The sequence below is a fragment of the Pseudomonas sp. Hz4 genome, from assembly GCF_054898165.1.
In genome coordinates this window covers 4,646,872-4,666,832 of the sequence record NZ_CM142719.1, presented here as the reverse complement: position 1 = coordinate 4,666,832, position 19,961 = coordinate 4,646,872, and the positions used below count along the sequence as shown (strand labels likewise).

Below are 19,961 nucleotides of genomic sequence, written 5' to 3'. Positions count from 1 at the left end.
CGATTTTTTCTATAGGTCAGAGTCCCTCGGCTCTGGCCTTGTTTGTTGTTCCCGGAACAAAAATACCGGCGTATCGTTCCCGGTGTTCCTTGCTCCATATCGCTTAACCATGCTCGTCGTAACGGGAGCCGTATGTCGATACCACGCTTGAAGTCTTATCTCTCTATTTTTGCCACCGTGCTGGTGCTTGGTCAGGCGGTCGCTGTTCAAGCGGCTGAGTTGCCTGACTTCACACAGTTGGTCGAGCAGGCCTCGCCCGCGGTGGTGAACATCAGTACCACGCAGAAACTGCCGGACCGCAAAGTGTCAAGCGAGCAGATGCCTGACCTTGAAGGCTTGCCGCCGATGCTGCGCGAGTTCTTCGAACGTGGCATGCCACAGCCGCGTACGCCTCGCGGTGATCGTCAGCGTGAAGCCCAGTCCCTGGGGTCGGGCTTCATCATCTCGCCTGATGGCTACATCCTGACGAACAACCATGTAATCGCCGATGCCGACGAAATCCTCGTTCGACTCGCCGACCGCAGCGAATTGAAGGCGAAGCTGGTTGGCACCGATCCACGTTCCGACGTGGCTCTGTTGAAAATCGAAGGCAAGGATCTGCCGGTCCTGAAACTTGGCAAATCCCAAGACCTGAAAGCCGGCCAATGGGTCGTGGCTATTGGCTCTCCATTTGGTTTCGACCATACCGTGACCCAAGGTATCGTCAGCGCCATTGGTCGCAGCCTGCCGAACGAAAACTATGTGCCGTTCATCCAGACCGATGTGCCGATCAATCCAGGTAACTCTGGTGGTCCGTTGTTCAACCTGGCCGGTGAAGTGGTTGGCATCAACTCGCAAATCTACACCCGTTCCGGCGGCTTCATGGGCGTATCGTTCGCGATCCCTATAGATGTGGCCATGGACGTTTCCAATCAGCTCAAAAGTGGCGGCAAAGTCAGCCGTGGCTGGTTGGGTGTGGTGATTCAGGAAGTGAACAAGGACCTGGCCGAGTCGTTCGGTCTGGAGAAACCGGCCGGTGCGCTGGTGGCTCAGATCCAGGATGACGGCCCGGCTGCCAAGGGTGGCCTGCAAGTCGGCGACGTGATTCTGAGCATGAATGGCCAACCCATCGTCATGTCCGCCGATCTTCCGCACTTGGTGGGCGCGCTGAAGGCCGGCTCCAAAGCTGATCTGGAAGTGATACGTGAAGGCAAGCGCAAGAATGTCGAGTTGACTGTTGGCGCTATCCCGGAAGAAGGCAAAGAGCTGAATGCCCTGCCAAAATCCAGCACCGAGCGCAGCAGCAACCGCCTGGGTGTTTCCGTGGCCGAGCTGACTGATGAACAGAAGAAAACCTACGACCTCAAAGGCGGCGTCGTCATCAAGGAAGTCCAGGACGGTCCTGCTTCTCTGATTGGCCTGCAGCCAGGCGATGTAATCACTCACCTGAATAATCAGGCGATTGGCTCCACCAAGGAGTTCACGGATATCGCCAAGGCGCTGCCGAAGAACCGTTCGGTGTCGATGCGGGTTCTGCGTCAAAATCGCGCGAGCTTCATCACCTTCAAACTGGCTGAATAATCCGGGTTGTTGGTTGAACAAAAAACCGCCTCGAAAGAGGCGGTTTTTTTGTGTCTGCCGAAAGAGTCAGCCCATCATGTCCTTGATCATGCGCTCTTGCTCCATCAGCTCACGTTGCCGTGCGTCGATCCGCGACGACAGCGGGAAGTTGGTGCCGGCCTTGCGCTTGGCGAAGTCCAGTTGCTGAATGGCCTGACGGTAATCCCCGACCAGGGCGAAATACTCGGCGCGGGCCTGATGCAGGCCAATGATGTTGCCTGACAAACCTCGAGTCTCGGCCACCATGTACCAGACGTCGGGATCGTCGGGGCGACTCTTGAGTAAATTTTCCAGCGCTTTTTCCGCTTCGGGCGCGCGGTTCTGCTTGAGCAGCAGATCAACACGCACCGAATTCAGCGGATAGTTGCCGGGATACTGAGTAAGCATCCGGTCAACCCGGGATTGGGCATCTGGCAGACGATTGTTGGTGATGTCCAGGTCGACCTGAGCTAGGTTATAGATGATTTCGTTCGGCGACTTGGCCAGCAGCATCTTGAGGTTTTCCCGTGCTTCATTCAGCTGGCCGCCCTTGATCTGGGCGAGGGCCAGGCCGTAGCGCGCGACATCGCTTTTCGGGTTTTCATCAAGCTGGGCGCGAAAGCGTTTGGCGCCCAGGCCAGGGGTCTCTTCATAGATCAATTGAACCCGTGCACGAATCAGTTGATATCGGATGGTGTCTTCGATCCCGCCTGCTTTGGACTGTTCGGCGCGGTTGCGGGTGTCGGCGATCCGCGATTCGGTCACCGGGTGAGTCAGCAGAAACTCGGGCGGCTTGGCGTCAAAGCGGTATTGGCGCGCCAATCGCTCGAACATGGTCGGCATCGAGCGCGGGTCGTAACCGGCCTTTTCCAGATTGAGGATGCCGATGCGGTCGGCTTCCTGTTCGTTCTGGCGAGAGAAGCGCCGCTGTTCCTGAATGGCCGCCGCCTGCGTGCCCGCAATGGCCGCGATCCCGGCATCGCCGGCACCGGCTGCGGCAATCACGATCCCGGCCAGCAGCGCGGCCATCATCGGCACCTGCATGCGCTGTTGGGCTTCGACGCCGCGGGCGAAGTGGCGTTGCGACAAGTGAGCCAATTCGTGAGCGAGTACCGAGGCGTATTCGCCCTCGGTCTGGGCATTGAGAAACAAACCGCCGTTGACCCCGACAATTCCGCCCGGTGCCGCGAAGGCGTTGAGTTGCGGGCTGTTGATCAGGATGAACTCCAGACGCCGGTCATTAACCTGGCTGGTTTCCACCAGTCGGTAGACGCTGGATTCGACGTAGTCTTTGAGCTGCGGATCGTTGAGCTGGGAAACCTGACTACGTAACAGCGCCAGCCAGGCACGGCCCAACTGGTGTTCCTGTTGCGGCGAGACGATGGCAGAACTGGCGTCGCCGAGTGACGGCAGGTCGTCGGCGAAGCCCGGTGAGGCGAGCAGGCAAGCGAGCGTCAGCAGGGTAGGGCGCAAAAAAGTCATGCACAAAGCCTTAGTCGACAAAGACCTTACTGTAGCCGGACAGTACGCTTCGGACCAGATATTCTAAGTCCCTCGACCACCTGACCCGGAGTGATGCAATGACCGACGCTGTAGCCCATGACGCCGAACTCGACGCCAGCGGCCTGAATTGCCCGTTGCCTTTACTGAAGGCCAAGCTGGAACTCAATCGACTGGCCAGCGGCGCAGTGCTCAAGGTGATCGCCACCGATGCGGGCTCACAGCGTGACTTTCGCACCTTTGCCCGATTGGCCGGTCATACGCTGCTTCGTGAAGAAGATGACGCGGGCGTTTACCGCTATTGGTTGCAAAAAGCCTGAATTCTGCTGCGTTCGTTTCTAAGGGATTATTGATGTTCAAGGTGTTACGCGACTGGATTCAGCGTTATTTCTCCGATGAAGAAGCCGTGGTGCTGGCGGTCCTGTTGTTTCTGGCGTTTACCGCCGTGCTTACGCTGGGCGGCATGCTTGCGCCAGTGCTGGCCGGGATGGTGCTGGCGTATCTGATGCAAGGGTTGGTAGTGACTCTCGAACGCCTGCGCATGCCCGGCGGGGTAGCGGTGGGGCTGGTCTTCGCCTTGTTCATGGGGGTTTTGCTGGTATTCATTATTGTCGTGGTGCCGTTGCTCTGGCATCAGCTGATCACCTTGTTCAACGAGTTACCCGGCATGCTCGCCAAGTGGCAATCGCTGTTATTGCTGCTGCCTGAGCGCTATCCGCATCTGGTATCCGACGAGCAGGTGCTGCAGGCCATCGAAGTGGCGCGGGGCGAGATCGGCAAGTTCGGTCAGTGGGCGCTGACGTTCTCGCTGTCGAGTCTGCCGCTGCTGGTGAACATCATGATCTACCTGGTGCTGGTGCCGATCCTGGTGTTTTTCTTTCTCAAGGACCGGGAGATGATCGGTCAGTGGGTGCGTGGTTACTTGCCCCGTGAGCGGGCGCTGATCACCCGCGTCGCGCAGGAAATGAACCGGCAGATCGCCAATTACATACGCGGCAAGGTCATCGAAATCTTCATTTGCGGTGGCGTGACTTACATCGCTTTCGTCGCCTTGGGGCTGAACTACGCGGCGCTGCTGGCGTTGCTGGTGGGTGTGTCGGTGGTGGTGCCCTATGTCGGGGCCGTGGTGGTGACCGTGCCGGTGCTGCTGATTGCGCTGTTCCAGTGGGGCTGGAGCGATCAGTTCATCTATTTGATGGCGGTTTACGGGATCATCCAGACACTGGACGGCAACGTGCTGGTGCCGCTGTTGTTCTCGGAAGCGGTCAATCTGCATCCGGTGGCGATCATCTGCGCGGTGTTGTTGTTTGGTGGGCTGTGGGGTTTTTGGGGGGTATTCTTTGCGATTCCCCTGGCGACGCTATTCAAGGCTGTGCTGGATGCGTGGCCGCGCAAGGAGCCGGTGGTGGCGCCGCTTTTGTAAGCAGTCTGTGGGAGCGGGCTCCCACAGCATTCAACGATCAGGCCTTGTTCAGCGCTTGAGCCGCAGCCAGCACCGCATCTATATGCCCCGGCACTTTCACACCCCGCCATTCCTGACGCAGCACACCGTCCTTGTCGATCAGGAATGTGCTGCGATCAACACCCATATACTCTTTGCCATAAAGCTTCTTCAGCTTGATCACATCGAACAACTGGCAAAGTGATTCTTCCTTGTCGCTGATCAGCTCGAAGGTGAACGCTTGCTTGGCCTTGAAGTTTTCGTGGGATTTGAGGCTGTCGCGGGACACGCCGAAGACTTCAGTGTTGGCGGCCTTAAAAGCGTCCAGCTGATCGCGAAAGCCCTGACCCTGGGTGGTGCAGCCTGGCGTGCTGTCCTTCGGATAGAAGTAAATCACCACCTGCTTGCCTTTGAGGCTCGCTAGGCTGACGGACTGCCCGCTGGTGGCGGGGGCTTCGAAGTCGGCAACCGGTTGGTCGATGGCAACGGCCATGAAAGCTTCCTTACATTGGGTTTTGTGGGCGCCACGGTTCGATCAGGGCATCCAGGTTCAGCGCGTCGGCGAAATCCAGGAACTGATCGCGCAGCCAACTGATCTGCACACCGGCCGGCAAGGTCACGGTAAACGTAGCGTTGAGCATGGTGCCGCCGGTTTGCGGAGCCTGATAGGTGTCGCAGGTCAGGTTTTCCAGCTCGACGTTGTGGTCCATGAAGAACTGGCACAGCTCGTTAATGATGTCCGAGCGGTAAGCTGAGCTGACATAGGCGACGTACGGCAGGGCCTGAGGTCGATTCTCCAGCGCCGCGCTGCGCACCACGTTGACCGTAAAGGCGTGCTTCTTGGCGAGGCTCGACAGGCTGCCTTCGAGGCGCGCCAGGGCGTCCCAGCTGCCGGAGATCTCGAGGATCAGCGCACTGCACTCGCCATGACGCGTCAGACGAGAGGTGACCACGGCGCAGCGGTTTTCATGGCTGGCGCGGCACAGGACGTTAGTCAGCTCCATGGGGTTGGCGCCGAGGGCACTGATGACAAGGAATTGTTCGCGAACTGTGGGGGTGGACATGCAGCATTCCTAAAGCGATGAGCGGTCGATACTTCTACGGGCTTTTTTTACCGGGAGCGAGCCTGCGAATGCGAATTCAGAAAACCCGAACCGCAAGGTTGCAACGTGCTCCAGTGTGGCAAGAGCGAGGGGTGGCAACGCTGGATCGGGGCTTGTGATGCCGAAAATAGAGGCTGGAACCCGGCGTACGAGCTGATCAGTACCGATCAAAGTCTGAAGGGTAGCGAAAAGCAGCGCCAAGGGGAATGGCAGCAGCGCAGTACTTTGCTTGTACAAGCATCTTGGCGCCAGTACCATTACCGCTCTCTTTTTCCGGCAGGAGCGGTTGCATGATTGCGGGCAGTATGGTGGCACTGGTCACACCCATGGATGCACAAGGTGGTCTCGACTGGGACAGCCTGAGCAAACTGGTGGACTTTCACCTGCAAAACGGCACCCACGCCATCGTGGCGGTCGGCACCACAGGTGAATCGGCCACCCTTGACGTGAACGAGCACATCGAAGTGATTCGTTACGTGGTGAAGCAGGTTGCAGGGCGCATCCCGGTGATCGCCGGTACCGGCGCCAACTCGACTCGCGAAGCCATTGAACTGACCACCAATGCGAAGACCGCCGGCGCCGATGCTTGCCTGTTGGTCACGCCGTACTACAACAAGCCGACCCAAGAAGGCTTGTACCAGCACTTTAAAGCCATCGCCGAAGCCGTCGACATCCCGCAGATTCTTTACAACGTGCCGGGCCGTACAGCCTGCGACATGCTGACCGAAACCGTGATCCGCCTGTCGACCGTGAAAAACATCATCGGCATCAAGGAAGCCACCGGCGACCTGACGCGTGCCAAAGCCATCATCGACGGCGTCAGCAAAGACTTCGTGGTGCTTTCCGGTGACGACGCCACCGCAGTCGAACTGATCCTGCTCGGCGGCAAAGGCAACATCTCGGTGACCGCCAACGTTGCGCCGCGCGACATGAGTGACCTGTGCAACGCTGCCCTGAAAGGTGACGCCGTGACGGCCCGCGCGATTCACGAAAAACTGATGCCGCTCAATAAAACCCTTTTTATCGAATCCAACCCTATCCCCGTGAAATGGGCACTGCATGAAATGGGCTTGATGCCGGACGGTATCCGTCTGCCGCTCACCTGGCTCAGCGCTGCCTGTCACGAACCGCTGCGGCAGGCCATGCGCCAGTCCGGCGTCCTGGTTTAATTGAGGAAGCACTACGCATGAAGCGATTGGCCGGACTTTCCGCACTTGCCTTGATCATCTCCAGCACCAGTGGCTGCGGATGGGTTTGGGGCCCGGAAGGTTATTTCCGTGACCGTGGTAGCGATTACCTGGAAGCGCAACAAACTGCACCCATGCAATTGCCGGCGGATGTCAGCACTGCCAAACGTCTGGATCCGCTATTGCCGATCCCGCGTAACGTGGCCGATGATACCGCTAAGGGCGAGTACATCGTTCCTCGTCCGCAACCATTGTCGGCAGCGGCCGACGCCAGCGCCTACTCCCTGCAAAAGACCGGTGATTCGCGTTGGATCGTCGCCCAGAACCCGCCAGCCGAAGTCTGGCCAGTGGCCGTGCAGTTCTTCCAGGACAACGGTTACCGTTTGGACGAGCAGCGCCCGCAAACCGGTGAATTCACTACCACCTGGCAGCATTCCGAGGAACTGTCCGCCGCCATGGCCAAGCGCCTGAGCGCGGCCGGTGTCGGCGCTGACAGCGAAACCCGCGTGCGGGTCCGCATCGAGCCTGGCGTGCAGCGCAACACCAGCGAAGTCTACGTGGTCAGCGCCGAGCGTCCTGCCGGTAGCACCTCTGACGTGGCCTTCACCAACCGTTCGGTCAACACGGGCCTGGACGCGGCACTGGTCGACGACATGCTCGCGAGCATGAGCCGCACCTCGGAGAAGGGCGGTTCGGTCTCCATGCTGGCTTCACGTGATTCCGATACGCCAAGCCGTGTCAGCCTGAGCGAAGACGGCAGCGGCAACCCGGTTCTGAACGTCGGCAACGACCTGGATCGTGCCTGGTCGAGCGTCGGTCGTGCGCTGGAACAGGGTGAATGGCGCGTTGAAGACATCAACCGCAGCCTGGGCCTGTACTACATCAACCTGGCCGAAAAAGCCGAGAAGAAAGACGAGAAGCCTGGTTTCTTCAGCGGCCTGTTCGGCAGCGCGCCGAGCAAGGAAGAAGTTGAATCCCGTGCCGAGCGTTATCAGGTTCGCCTGAGCAAGGTTGGCGAGAACGTCCAGGTCACCGTCGAGAAAAACATCAATACCGTGGCGCCGGCAGATGTGGCGCGCAAAGTGTTGAGCGTGATTCAGGACAACCTGGGCTGATCACATGCGTTTTGCCGTTCTCGGCAGCGGTAGCCAAGGGAACGGCACGCTGATAGCCAGCGATGACACGTATGTACTGGTGGATTGTGGTTTCTCCCTGCGGGAAACCGAAAAACGCTTGCTGCGCCTGGATGTAAGCCCTGCGCAACTGAGCGCGATACTCGTGACCCACGAACATGCCGACCACGTGCATGGCGTGGGTTTGCTGTCTCGGCGCTACAATCTGCCTGTCTACCTCAGTCGCGGCACCCTGCGCGGGATGCGCAAACCCATTGAACCGGCTGGCCTTCTGGCCGGCGGCGAGCAACTGCAGATCGGCGCACTGAGCATCGGCGTTATTGCCGTGGCACACGATGCACAGGAGCCAACGCAATACGTATTCAGTGACGGTGAGCGGCGTTTCGGCCTGTTGACCGACCTGGGCTCGTATTGCAACAAGGTGCTGGACGGCTACCGGGACCTCGATGCGTTGATGATCGAGTCCAACCATTGCCGTGACATGCTGGCTCGCGGTCACTACCCGTACTTTCTCAAGCAGCGGGTGGGCGGTGAATTGGGACATTTGAACAACCATCAGGCGGCATTCCTGGTGTCTGAGTTGGGCTGGCAAGGCCTGCAACATCTGGTCCTGGCCCATCTGAGCAGCAAGAACAACCTGCCGCAGCTGGCCCGGCAATGTTTTGTCGACACCCTCGGGTGCGACCCGGACTGGCTGCAACTGGCCGATCAAGATTCAGGGCTCGACTGGCGACACATCGCCTAGCCCACCTACTTAGCAAGCGGAGCCCATCATGGAAAAACGTGAAGAACTCTACCGCGGCAAAGCCAAATCGGTTTTCAAGACCGACGACGCTGACCGCTTGATCCTGCTGTTTCGCAACGACACCTCGGCGTTCGACGGCAAGCGCATCGAGCAGCTCGACCGCAAAGGCATGGTGAACAACAAGTTCAACGCCTTCATCATGCAGAAACTCGAAGCAGCCGGCGTGCCGACCCAATTCGACAAACTGCTGGGCGACAACGAATGCCTGGTGAAAAAACTCGACATGATCCCGGTCGAGTGCGTCGTGCGTAACTACGCCGCCGGCAGCCTGGTCAAGCGCCTGGGCGTCGAAGAAGGCACGAAGCTCAACCCTTACACCTTCGAACTGTTCCTGAAGGACGACGCCAAGGGCGACCCGTTCATCAACGAATCCCACGTCGTGGCATTCGGTTGGGGCACCGCCGAGCAACTGGTTCGCATGAAAGAACTGTCGCTCAAGGTCAACGAAGTCCTGAGCAAACTGTTCGACGACGCTGGCCTGCTGCTGGTCGACTTCAAACTTGAATTCGGCGTGTTCTCAGACGGCTCCATCGTTCTGGGCGACGAATTCAGCCCGGACGGCTGCCGTCTGTGGGACAAGGCCACCGGCAAGAAAATGGACAAAGACCGCTTCCGTCAGGGCCTCGGTGACGTCATCGAAGCCTACGAAGAAGTCGCCAATCGTTTGGGCGTACCGCTTTAATCGACGCAAGCATCTGATAGCACGGAAAAATTTCGCTTAGGGGGTTCGCTTCCGGCAAAAGTGTTGTTATGATGCGCGCCGTTGGAGAGATGCCAGAGTGGCCGAATGGGACGGATTCGAAATCCGTTGTACCTTCACCGGTACCTAGGGTTCGAATCCCTATCTCTCCGCCATATTCATCACTAAAGCCCTGATTTATCAGGGCTTTTTTGTATCTGCGTTTTAGAGACCATGCCATAGACCATGCTTGTGTATCAGGCTTGAGCGAGGCGGATTGAATGCTGCCGGCCACAAGCCGGCTTTTTAATGCTCTATCCTTCTGTAAAACAAGACTTTTTTAGACAGGCCTCGAGCCAGCCCATATTTCAGCCCATACTCCCGCCACCTTGGTATGGACTGGTTGATATCCCGCACGCTCGCCTTCATCCGCCCGCTCCAACAACAGCAAGTCATTTGATCTGGCACAGCGGATTTATCGCTCATGACGGGCGTTACGTTGAGATAATTTCTGCATGGCGTGCCGAATCACTGCGCGTAGTCATGCCTGTCTGGCAACAATGCATGCCCGCCATCACCTCGCCGTTACCCATTAGAATCGCGCCATTTGTCGCAGCGAGGTGAGAGCTGGTGTGATTAGCAAAAGGTAGAGGCATATACGTGAATGGTTTGATCTAGCAGACGACATCCAGCAGATACGAACACCGTAGTAGGCAACGACGGATAGGTGAGATGCGTATGGATCGATCAGTCTTCGCAGTGCTTTTTCAAAAGCATGTATGGCTCTACCTGCAAGGCACCGGCAATTCTGTCGATGTTGTATATTGTCGCGTTTTTTTCTGACCGCTCCAGCATTCCCACGTATGTGCGGTGCACCCCTGCATGCGTTGGCTCCTATCTACAGGATGAAATCAATGGTTCCCACACCCATTTTCGAGAAGGCTTTTTCCCGGGGGCTGCTCGATGTGCTGATTCGTGCCGGACTGATTGCCGTTCTGGTGATTTTCTGCTTTCGGATATTCCACCCATTTCTCGATCTGATGCTGTGGTCGTTGATCCTGGCAATCACCCTCTACCCATTGCAAGTCAGGTTCAAAGGCGTGGTGGGAAACAAGGACGGGATCACCGCGACGCTGATCGTGTTGATCGCCATCAGTATCCTTATGGTGCCAGTCTATTTGTTGGGAGCCTCGATTGCAGATTCCGTGGAGAGGGCGATGAGCATGGTCAAAAGTGACAGTTTCCATATCCCGCCACCGTCCGATGCGGTAGCCGGCTGGCCACTCGTGGGGAAACCTCTTCATAGCTTATGGGTGCAAGCCGTCAACGACCTGCCCGATCTGGTACAGAAGTTCATACCGCAAATCAAAGGTGTCAGCCTCTCCCTGCTGAGCAAGCTTGCGGGTGTCGGCATGGGGCTCCTTTTATTCATCTTCGCCCTGATTATTGCCGGTATTTTTTTAGCCTATGGTGAAGGTGGACACCGCAGCGCAGTGCAAATCGTTTCGCGCTTCTGCGGTCCAGTCAAGGGGCCGAAAATCGCCGAGCTGTGCACCGCAACCATCCGGGCAGTGGCGTTGGGTGTGGTCGGCATCGCCTTCATTCAGATGCTATTGGTAGGCATCGGCTTTGTGCTCATGGGCGTCCCCGGCGCAGGTCTTCTCGCCTTGGCGGTGCTGCTTCTTGGCATCATGCAGTTACCGGCCACCCTGATTACCCTTCCGGTTATTGTCTTCGTTTTCGCGAGCGAAGGTGCCAGTACGGCGACCATCGTATTTGCCATCTATGTCTTCGTTGCGGGCTTGGTCGATAACGTCCTCAAACCGCTGCTGCTGGGTCGTGGTGTCGATGTACCGATGCCTGTGGTGCTGATCGGCGCCTTGGGCGGGATGGTCACGAGCGGTATCCTCGGCCTGTTTATCGGTCCTGTCATACTTGCGGTCGGCTATCAGCTGTTCTGGCAATGGGTGGAGGATCAAGCGCAAGATCTCGGGTCAGACGAGCAGCGGCAGATCTGACGCAACTTGGCTCGTTCCATGTCTTCTATATTTCATCGGTTGAAATCCCTCAACTCAGTCATTAACTGACATTTTGATGAGTGACTGCTTCTGGCCGAGGCTGTGTAAAAACGTTTTTCAGCGCGAATGGAGCCCAGTGTTCGACTGAAAATTGCGTTTCAACGCAAAATCCAGATCGGCTGAGCAGCTGAGCAGCCGATAATTTTCAGATTTCGCATAGACGCGCAAACTTCAATTTTTGAACTGTCTGTTGGACGTCGCTTGGCTGATGGCGGTCGAACAAGAAGGGAGGCTCGACCCACGCTGCGTGAAAACCACCATGATTATCTACTCTTCTAATCGTCGAGATCGTAAATGCTTCGCACCGGTTGCAAATAGGTCAGAAAGTCTTTCGAGTAGTGGCGCTACATCGCATGTTCACCGCTACCTGTCGCGATTGCTTCCATATTTAACCGTTGAACAGAGCAACGGGCGGGGTCGATAAAAATTGATCCTGACCGCCCGTTTAAATCCTTCCGTCAGTCGTAAGCTGCTTTAAAACATTTTTTACCGCTCGACGGGGCAGTCGGCAGATGTTCTGCCGGAAGCCTCACTGATTATGGCGGCCAGGCGCTTTACGTTGTCTTGGTGGGCCATTACCAAGTCATCGATGGTAGGTCCAGCTGTCGAGCGAAGGGTCGTTCGGCATGTCATCAGCGAATAATCGTTTTCGCCTGTTGTACGCAAGCGCCATTTCACGTCCAGCAAGGCGTACTGGTCAGGAATCGAGTCAAAGCGCTGCACGTCCAGTCGCACCGACAGCTTGCGGCTGGGCGTGCTGTTAGTCAGTTGATCAACCAGCGCACTGCGCAATTCATCGACCAGACTCGCCGCCCACCATTGGGTTTCCAGAATCGCTAGGCCACTGTTGCCCTGCCGGATAACAATCTGCGGACGATCAACCTGGGGCGGCACGCTGATGCCTACAATTTGGATATCCGCAGCGCCCGACCTTGAGTTGCCGCTCAGATGAGCCGGCATCAGGGTGTGAAATTGAATCGGATCACTGCGGCAAGCGGCGAGCAGCAACAACGCCGTTAACAGGCTGATCTTTAGTGGCAAAACCATGAGTGTTGCTCCTGTGGTCAGTTGCGCGGTGGCGCCTTTAAATCCATTGGCTCGGCATTATCGGGACGACCGCGTAGCAGTGATTCCGGATGCCGACCCAGGTAGTCCGAGAGTTCTCGCAAGGAGCGCGACATTCGGCCGAGTTCGTCGAGGGTCTGGGTCAACTGCTCCCGTTGCGGCGAGTCTTCGGCCAAGGTCGAGCTGGCCGATTGCAGCGTTTTGCTGACGTCCGCCAAGGTGGTTTGCACACCGGGTAGGGTTTTTGCGTTGAATTGACTCAACCCCTTGCGCAGTTCGACGAGGTTGCTATCGAGGTTCCCGGCGATTCGCTCGATGGGCAACTGATTGATCTTGTTGACCATGCTTTCCAGTTTTTCCTGCAACTGCTCCAAGCTGCCAGGAATGGTTGGAATGGTGACAGGGCGGGCAGTCGGGTCGAACGCGACCTTTTCCGCCTTGGGGTAGAAGTCGAGAGCGATGTACAGCTGGCCGGTCAACAGGTTTCCGCTGCGGGCCTGAGCACGCAGGCCGTTTTCGATGAAGGTACCTATCAGCTTGATGCCAGCAGCTTCGTCATTGGGGTCGTGCTTTAAGGCCTCAAGCATTTTAAGGTGGGCCTGACCGAGGCGTTGCGGGTAAATCACGATGCCGACATTGACCGGGAAGCTGCGCTTTTTCGCGTCGAAATCGAGGTTGACCGATACGACTTTGCCAAATTCGATGCCGAGAAATTCCACTGGCGCATCGACCCTGAGTCCGCGCAAGGCCTGATCGAAACGCAAACTCAAGTACTGCGCCTTACCGCTGGGCGGGGCGAGGGCGGTCTGCTGGTCCTCGAACAGGTCGAAGGCTTTTTCCTCTCCGGCCGGTTGATCGTTGGGGCTGTATTCCGGGGCACGGAAGGCGATGCCCCCCACCAGCAATGACGACAGCGACTCGGTCTTCACCGCAAACCCGTTTGCGCCGACGTTCACGTCGATCCCGCTGGCATTCCAGAATCGGGTGTTTTCGGTGACGTAGGCATCATTCGGCGCGTGGATAAACACTTCGATGTTCACCCCTTTACCGTCGGCGTCCAGAGCATAGGCCACCACCTGGCCAACAGGGATCTTTCGGTAATAAACCGGCGAACCGATGTCCAGCGATCCCAGGTTCTGGGTGTGCAGAGTGAAGCGCTTGCCGGGCTCGCCATAGGTAATCGGCGGCGGGTTTTCCAGGCCTTTAAAATTTTTCGCGCTAACGTTGGACTGGCCAATATCGGCGCCGATGTAATCCCCCGACAGCAGGGTGTCGATGCCCGAGACCCCGCCGGCGCCAATGCGCGGTCGCACGACCCAGTATTGCGAGTCTTCGCGGGTAAAACTTTCCGCTTGTTTGACCAGTTTGATGGTGGCGTTGACACTATTCTGGTCGTCGCTCAGTTCCACGTCGGACACTGTTCCGATCACCACGTTGCGGTACTTGACCACGGTTTTGTTAGCAGTCAGACCGCTGCCGGTCTTGAAGTTCAGAGTGATGGTCGGTCCTTCCTGCATCAAGCTGTGCACCACCAGCGAGATCCCCACCAGCACCGCCACGATCGGCACGATCCACACCAGCGATACGCTGAAGCGTCGGGTTTTGATGGGGGCTTGGCCCGGGATTCTCGGCCCGTCAGTGGCTTGCAGCGTCATCCATTTGCTCCTTGTTTTGTGGGTTATCCCAGATCAGGCGTGGATCGAAACTCATCGCCGACAGCATGGTGAATATCACCACCAGGCCAAAAAATAGAATGCCCACGCGTGGCTCGATATCTCCCAGCGCCTGGAACTTCACCAGCGCTGCCACCAGCGCGACGACAATCACGTCGAGCATCGACCAGTAGCCGATCAGCTCGACGAAACGGTACAGTTTTGATCGTTCCTTTCGCGCCCATTGGCTGTTGCGCCGCACGGTCACCAGCAACATCGTCAGGGCGACAAATTTGATACCCGGTACGGCGATGCTGGCGATGAAAATGATCAGGGCAATGTCCCAGGCACCGTGCTGCCAAAACTCCAGCACACCACTCATGATGGTGCTGTCGGCTCCGGAGCCGAGCATAGTGGTGTTCATCACCGGCAGCAGATTGGCCGGGATATAAAACACCAGCGACGCCAGCAGGTAAGCCCAGGTTCGGGTTAGAGAGTTGATCTTTCTGCAGTGCAGCGGAGCGTCACATCGCTCGCATTGATGCGCACGATTGCTCAATTCGCAGGCCAGGCCGCAGGTATGACACAAGCAGAGGTTGAGTTCGCTGGCGGTCGGTGGCGCATTCATAGGATGTCCCACAGTTCACGAATATCGCGCCCGGCAAGGCGGATCATCATCAGGCTGAGCACGGCCAGGGCAAACAGGCCGATGCCGGGCAACACATCGAGCAAGCCTGCGAGTTTGAACACCGCCACCATCGCCCCCAGCAGGCAGACTTCCAGCATGCTCCAGGGCCGGAGGGCTTCCAGCCAGCGCATACACGGCTTGAATGCCGGCGAACGTCTGTTCACCACTGCGAAACTCAAGACCCATATTAATAAAAGCAGCTGAAAAATTGGCGCAATGATGATGGCAATCGCCGCCACCATGGCAATAAACGTGATCGGTCCTGTGCTGAGGGCCAGTATCGAATCCCATAACGTGGCGCTGCTTTGCAGACCTTGCAGTTTGATGGTCATGACCGGATAGAAATTGGCGAAAACCCACAGCACCGCCGCGGTAAAGGTCAATGCTAAACGCTGCTCCACCGACAGGCCGTTAAAGCGCTGAAGCACGCCATCGCAACGCGAACAATAGGAGGTTTGATCGTTGACGAGGGTGACTTTTTCATACACGCAGTCACAATGCTCACAGATGACCAAGTGGTCACAATTCGCCATGGATCTTACTCGTCAAAAAGCCGATGAATACTGAGGTAAGCCAATATAGAGCGGTTAGAAAAATGCGCAAATTTTATTAAATAAAATGGGTAAATCTGTGAGTCGACGCAACACCTGCCATAGAATTTTTGGTATACACCAGTACCGCTTTAGTACTTGATCATCAAAAATCGGGAACGAGTGATACCTGCCTGCTTTTCATTTTCCATGGTGACTAAGCCGGCCATCGCCTCGCAAAAGTCAAGGAGATTCAAAGGATGAGATTAGCGTTTTTGTTGAGTTCGCTTTGTGTGGCCTCCCTAACGATGACGGGGTGTGCGAGTAAGCTGAGTGAGCCTGATGAGTATTCTGGCTATCTGAAGGACTACAGCCGACTCACAGAGGCTCAATCTGCATCCGGTGTGCCGGTTATGCGATGGATTGATCCCAAGCTCGATTTGAATCGGTATACCAGTTTCTATGTTGAGCCAAGCCAGCTATACCCTAAGCCGCAAGCGACCGAAAAAATACCGCAAAGCACTTTGCAGGGTATTACCTCTTACTATGATCAGGCGCTGAAACGTGAACTAGGGAAATCCTTGCCGGTGGCGACATCGCCCGGACCAAAATCCCTCATAGTTCGGCCGGCTATCACCGCAGTCAGTAGTAAAACTCAAGGATTGCAGTACTACGAGGTGCTGCCAATTACTCTAGTAGCAGCAGCCGTCAGTACCGCCTCAGGCATCCGGGATCAAGAAACCAATATTGCGACTGAAGCGGTATTTCTAGACGGTGCATCCAATCAGATCGTCGCGCAGGTGGTGCGCAAGGGCACGGGAGCGCCTTTGGAAAATGATAGTCAGGTAATGAAAGCCACTGATATGAAGAAGGTGCTTGACGGCTGGGCAAGCGACCTGAATCAGACTTACGTCAAGCTCAAAGGAAAGTAGTCTAGCGAAAAGGTTGATCAGTGGCGCGTCGGTTCAGGAGCGCTGTTCGATTGTTCAGGGCATTTCGAAGGACCGTGAGTCAGCACATCTTCGGTGTGCAGACTCCCATCATCGCGCGGGAGTCAGGCAACTTAATGAGTTGCCTGACTGTGCTGAGGTCTGCTGACAAGGGCAAGATAACTTGCCTTCAAGTCAAGCTACCTCTGTAGTGCTAACTCGTGCGGTTCGAATAAATAACGCGCGCACCTTCTCCCAGAAATTTCCCCCCAGCACGAAAAAGCTACCGATCAGCAAGGCGTCGCCGAGCGCTTGTAGCTGCCAAAGGTTGGGTCTAAGACCGGGCCAAATGGTGTCGATGTAGGGTTCAAGAAATGCAGAAATCAAAGGTAAGCAAAACATGACGATACCCACTCGATGACGAACGGGTCCCACTTCGAGGTCGGCTTTGGGTGCGAGCGTTGACACGTAACCGAACACGCTGCTTTTCAATTGTTGGAAGCCGGACTTGCCCATAATGGCGATGACCAAAATCAGCAAGACTTTGTTACTAATAAACAAGACCCCTGTAAATGCTGCGATCTTTGACCCTGGTACACCGGTCGCTGCAAGGATGGGCACCAACAACCATGAGCCTGCCATCAAACAGATGATCGCAATTCCCAATTTGAAGCGCCAGCCGGCAGAATGCGGGGTCACTGTACCCTGTGTGGAATTCATGAACGTTTACCTTATTTGTTTTTTAGCGGATTTTATAGTGCGTGAAGAGTAGCCGCGGGCACGAAGGTGAGTGCTTAGATGCTATTTTAATAGCGTAGATTGACAACCCCTCGCGGTGACCGACATTACTACACGCCCCTGACGGGCGGCTATGCACCAATGATCTTTTTTATGGAAAACATCAATGCATCCAGTTAGAACCCTGCTGATTTGCCCAGGCCGGCTCATGCTGCTTGGCGTACTCGGTCTTGGTGGCTGCGTACGGCTAGGGCCGGACTTTCAGTCGCCTGGCGAAGCATGGGTCAAACACTGGAGTAGCCCAGCTCTTGAGCAATCCAGCCAGCGCGGACTGAAACCGGATCTGCATCAGTGGTGGCAAGTATTTTCCGATCCGGTCCTGAATCATTTGATTGCCGAGTCGGATGCGCGTAACTCCAGCCTCAAAATCGCCGGCCTGCGCGTCATGGAAGCCCGTGCCCAACTCGGCATTGCTCGAAGCGGTCTTTACCCGCAATTGCAGCAAGCCAGTGCCGACAGTCTTTACTTCAACCGCAGGCAATCCGGCGGGAGCAATCCGCAGGACAGCCATTTCTGGCAACACAGTGCGGGGTTCGACGTGGGGTGGGAGTTGGACTTCTGGGGCCGCTTCAGTCGCGCCATCGAATCGTCCGACGCCAGCTACTTCGCCGCCCAGGCCAACTATGAAGACGTGCTTGTGCTGCTGCGGGCGCAAGTGGCCGACACCTATTTTTCGCTGCGCACCACCGAGGCGCGTTTGCGCGTCGCCCGGGAAAATGCCAAGCAGCAAAAGCGTAACTTCGAAATTACTGAAAAGCTGTTTAACAGCGGTCAGCAAGCCGAACTTGACCTGCAACAAGCCAGGACCCAATACCTGGGCACGGTTAGCACCATCCCTAACCTGGAAGATCAGATCCAGCGCACCCGCAATGCCTTGGCCGTTTTGATCGGCCAGCCTCCCGGCGGCCTGCCGCAACTGCTCGAAAATGAAGGCCTGATCCCGCTGGTCGACCGCGCCGTGCTGCACGATGTTCCGGCCAATTTGCTGTTGCGTCGGCCGGATGTGCGCGCGGCCGAGTTGAATGTCGCCGCTCAGTCGGCGCTGATCGGGGTGGCTGAAAGCGATTTCTATCCGTCGTTGACCTTGCTGGGCAGCATCGTCTGGTCGACCGACACGCTCAGTGGCACGCCCCGAAATCTGGATTTAGTCGGCGGCCCAAGTCTGCGCTGGAACCTGTTCGATCACGGCCAGATCAGCAACAACGTGCGGGTGCAGGATGCGCGGTTGCAGCAGCTGATCGAGGCCTACCGCGACAAGGTTCGCCAGGCGGCACGCGAGGCAGACGATGCGGCCTATGGCCTGATCAAATCCCTGGAGCGCGAACGCATCCTGCGGGAGGCCGAAGTAGCGGCGAAGCGTTCGCTGGTGCTGGCCAGCGCGCAGTATCGCGAAGGCTATTCGGACTTCCAGCGGGTGCTGGATGCGCAGCGTGCCTTGCTCGAACAACAGGACAATTATCTGGTCGCCCGCAGCAACGCGGTGAGCAATGTGATTGCCTTGTATAAGGCCGTGGGCGGTGGTTGGTACAGCACCCAGCCAAAAGTTGATCAAACGACTCGCCGGCAAATGGAAAAACGCACCGACTGGGGCGATCTGCTGGAAGAACCCACCACTGCACCCCGTTCCAATGTCTTACAAGGTAGATGACCAATGAGTGAAGCCGCACCGCCCACGTCCGAGACGCCTGTCACCCAGGCGCCAGAACTGGCCGCCGATCCTGTGAAAAAAGGCATCAAGTGGGTGCTACTACTGATCCTCCTGAGTCTGACTTGGTACCTGTTGGCGGATCGTTTCACACCCTATACACAACAGGCCCGGGTGGGTGCCTTTGTGATTCCGGTCGCCTCGGAAGTGGCAGGCCGCGTGACCCGGGTGAACGTGCGCAACAACCAGGACGTCAAGGCCGGCGAAATCCTTTTCGAGGTGGACCCACAGCCATATCAGATTGCCGTCGACCGTGCGCGCGCCGACCTTGAATCGACACGTCGGCAGATCGGTGCCAGCAGCGCCGGCATTGCCTCGGCGCAAGCCAGCTTGCGAGCCGCCCAGGCCAATGAAGTCAAGGCACGCCAAGACAATCAGCGTCTGGAAGGTTTGTATCGCGAAGACCCCGGCACTATTTCTGTGCGCCTGCTAGAGGTGTCTCGCGCGAACCGCGAACAGGCGCTGAGTCAAGTCGCCGCTGCCCGCGCTGAAGTGCAGCGCGCGCGTGAGCAGGAAGGCGGCAGTGAAGAAGACAACGCCTTGCTGCGCAGTGCCTCCACGGTGTTGTCCAAAGCCGAACTGGATCTGGCCAACACGCAGATTCGCGCTCGCTCGGACGGACTGATTTCGGATCTGCGCACCGACGCGGGGCAATTCGCTGCTGCCGGCAGCCCGGTCATGACCCTGATCGCCATCCACGATGTGTGGATCAGCGCGGACATGACCGAGAACAACATCGGTTTGGTCATGCTCGACACGCCGGTCTCGATTGTTCTGGATGCGTTTCCGGGCGAGGTGTTTAACGGCCGCGTGCGCAGTGTCGGCTACGGCGTCAGCGTGGGTCAGCCTCCCGCGCCTGGCACTTTGCCAAGTGTGCAGAACAGTCGCGACTGGTTGCGTCCGGCACAGCGTTTTCCCGTGATTATCGAGTTTTCGCCAGACTCATTGAACACATTGCGTGACCGCCGAGGTATCCGTGCCGGCGGGCAGGCCGAGGTAATGGCCTTCCCCTCTGAGGGCAACCCTCTGAATCCGCTCGGCCGTTTGTTTGTGGGGTTCATGAGCTGGCTGAGCTATGCCTATTAACGGG

Annotated in this window: 19 protein-coding genes and 1 tRNA gene; 12 read left to right on the top strand and 8 right to left on the bottom strand. The window is 57.1% G+C overall.

The features are described 5' to 3' along the window. Positions 1-132 precede the first annotated feature (132 nt). Positions 133-1,560 carry a DegQ family serine endoprotease gene (locus ACYZTR_RS21330; RefSeq protein ID WP_461973657.1) on the top strand — a complete coding sequence of 476 codons (1,428 nt, stop codon included), beginning with the start codon at positions 133-135 and terminating at the stop codon, positions 1,558-1,560. A gap of 66 nt (positions 1,561-1,626) precedes the next feature. Here ACYZTR_RS21330 and ACYZTR_RS21325 read toward each other — a convergent pair whose 3' ends face one another. Continuing rightward, the gene (locus ACYZTR_RS21325) at positions 1,627-3,060 is read right to left on the bottom strand and encodes a M48 family metalloprotease (protein WP_461973656.1); all 1,434 of its coding nucleotides are present in this window, start codon (positions 3,058-3,060) and stop codon (positions 1,627-1,629) included. Between the two features lie 98 nt (positions 3,061-3,158). Between ACYZTR_RS21325 and ACYZTR_RS21320 the strand changes: the two genes are divergently transcribed. Beyond that, positions 3,159-3,398, top strand: a complete 240-nt coding sequence (locus ACYZTR_RS21320; RefSeq protein WP_461973655.1) for a sulfurtransferase TusA family protein — start codon at positions 3,159-3,161, stop codon at positions 3,396-3,398. Between the two features lie 32 nt (positions 3,399-3,430). Next, complete coding sequence (locus ACYZTR_RS21315; RefSeq protein ID WP_461973654.1) at positions 3,431-4,501, top strand: AI-2E family transporter; 1,071 nt, start codon at positions 3,431-3,433, stop codon at positions 4,499-4,501. Between the two features lie 37 nt (positions 4,502-4,538). Here the strand turns inward: ACYZTR_RS21315 and ACYZTR_RS21310 are convergent, their stop codons facing one another. Next, positions 4,539-5,012, bottom strand: a complete 474-nt coding sequence (locus tag ACYZTR_RS21310; RefSeq protein ID WP_461973653.1) for a peroxiredoxin — start codon at positions 5,010-5,012, stop codon at positions 4,539-4,541. Positions 5,013-5,022: 10 nt separating this feature from the next. Beyond that, the gene (locus tag ACYZTR_RS21305; RefSeq protein ID WP_046055714.1) at positions 5,023-5,583 is read right to left on the bottom strand and encodes a glycine cleavage system transcriptional repressor; all 561 of its coding nucleotides are present in this window, start codon (positions 5,581-5,583) and stop codon (positions 5,023-5,025) included. A gap of 329 nt (positions 5,584-5,912) precedes the next feature. Here ACYZTR_RS21305 and dapA point away from each other — a divergent pair, with 329 nt between their 5' ends. The 6 genes from dapA to ACYZTR_RS21275 all read left to right on the top strand — a co-directional run bounded on the left by dapA (position 5,913) and on the right by ACYZTR_RS21275 (position 11,444). Continuing rightward, on the top strand, positions 5,913-6,791 hold the full coding sequence (gene dapA, locus ACYZTR_RS21300) for a 4-hydroxy-tetrahydrodipicolinate synthase (RefSeq protein ID WP_461973652.1): 879 nt from the start codon (positions 5,913-5,915) through the stop codon (positions 6,789-6,791). A gap of 17 nt (positions 6,792-6,808) precedes the next feature. Next, positions 6,809-7,924, top strand: a complete 1,116-nt coding sequence (gene bamC / locus ACYZTR_RS21295) for an outer membrane protein assembly factor BamC (RefSeq protein ID WP_461973651.1) — start codon at positions 6,809-6,811, stop codon at positions 7,922-7,924. 4 nt (positions 7,925-7,928) lie between these two features. Further along, positions 7,929-8,687, top strand: a complete 759-nt coding sequence (locus tag ACYZTR_RS21290; protein ID WP_461973650.1) for an MBL fold metallo-hydrolase — start codon at positions 7,929-7,931, stop codon at positions 8,685-8,687. A 28-nt stretch (positions 8,688-8,715) separates the two neighbouring features. Further along, positions 8,716-9,429: a phosphoribosylaminoimidazolesuccinocarboxamide synthase gene (gene purC, locus ACYZTR_RS21285; protein WP_461973649.1), complete on the top strand. Its 714-nt coding sequence runs from the start codon at positions 8,716-8,718 to the stop codon at positions 9,427-9,429. A gap of 83 nt (positions 9,430-9,512) precedes the next feature. After that, positions 9,513-9,602, top strand: a tRNA-Ser gene (locus ACYZTR_RS21280). A 738-nt stretch (positions 9,603-10,340) separates the two neighbouring features. Further along, complete coding sequence (locus ACYZTR_RS21275) at positions 10,341-11,444, top strand: AI-2E family transporter (RefSeq protein ID WP_461973648.1); 1,104 nt, start codon at positions 10,341-10,343, stop codon at positions 11,442-11,444. Between the two features lie 546 nt (positions 11,445-11,990). Here ACYZTR_RS21275 and ACYZTR_RS21270 read toward each other — a convergent pair. The 4 genes from ACYZTR_RS21270 to ACYZTR_RS21255 are packed head-to-tail and all read right to left on the bottom strand — an operon-like array spanning position 11,991 to position 15,442. Then, positions 11,991-12,551, bottom strand: a complete 561-nt coding sequence (locus ACYZTR_RS21270) for a PqiC family protein (RefSeq protein ID WP_461973647.1) — start codon at positions 12,549-12,551, stop codon at positions 11,991-11,993. Between the two features lie 17 nt (positions 12,552-12,568). Further along, the gene (locus ACYZTR_RS21265) at positions 12,569-14,224 is read right to left on the bottom strand and encodes a PqiB family protein (RefSeq protein ID WP_461973646.1); all 1,656 of its coding nucleotides are present in this window, start codon (positions 14,222-14,224) and stop codon (positions 12,569-12,571) included. Further along, positions 14,205-14,849, bottom strand: a complete 645-nt coding sequence (locus ACYZTR_RS21260; protein WP_461973645.1) for a paraquat-inducible protein A — start codon at positions 14,847-14,849, stop codon at positions 14,205-14,207. The genes ACYZTR_RS21265 and ACYZTR_RS21260 overlap by 20 nt, the downstream gene beginning before the upstream one ends. Then, complete coding sequence (locus tag ACYZTR_RS21255; protein ID WP_461973644.1) at positions 14,846-15,442, bottom strand: paraquat-inducible protein A; 597 nt, start codon at positions 15,440-15,442, stop codon at positions 14,846-14,848. Before ACYZTR_RS21255 ends, ACYZTR_RS21260 begins: the two co-directional genes overlap by 4 nt. Positions 15,443-15,699: 257 nt before the next feature. Here ACYZTR_RS21255 and ACYZTR_RS21250 point away from each other — a divergent pair, with 257 nt between their 5' ends. Next, positions 15,700-16,371, top strand: a complete 672-nt coding sequence (locus ACYZTR_RS21250; protein ID WP_461973643.1) for a DUF3313 domain-containing protein — start codon at positions 15,700-15,702, stop codon at positions 16,369-16,371. Between the two features lie 192 nt (positions 16,372-16,563). Here ACYZTR_RS21250 and ACYZTR_RS21245 read toward each other — a convergent pair whose 3' ends face one another. After that, a complete protein-coding gene (locus ACYZTR_RS21245; RefSeq protein ID WP_461973642.1) occupies positions 16,564-17,088 on the bottom strand; it encodes a transporter suffix domain-containing protein in 525 nt (174 codons plus the stop codon). 184 nt (positions 17,089-17,272) lie between these two features. Between ACYZTR_RS21245 and ACYZTR_RS21240 the strand changes: the two genes are divergently transcribed. Together ACYZTR_RS21240 and ACYZTR_RS21235 are read left to right on the top strand one after the other, a co-directional pair. After that, complete coding sequence (locus tag ACYZTR_RS21240) at positions 17,273-18,814, top strand: efflux transporter outer membrane subunit (RefSeq protein WP_461973641.1); 1,542 nt, start codon at positions 17,273-17,275, stop codon at positions 18,812-18,814. Positions 18,815-18,817: 3 nt separating this feature from the next. Further along, entirely contained in the window at positions 18,818-19,957 is a 1,140-nt protein-coding gene (locus tag ACYZTR_RS21235; RefSeq protein WP_461973640.1) for an HlyD family secretion protein, read from the top strand. Positions 19,958-19,961: the final 4 nt, after the last annotated feature.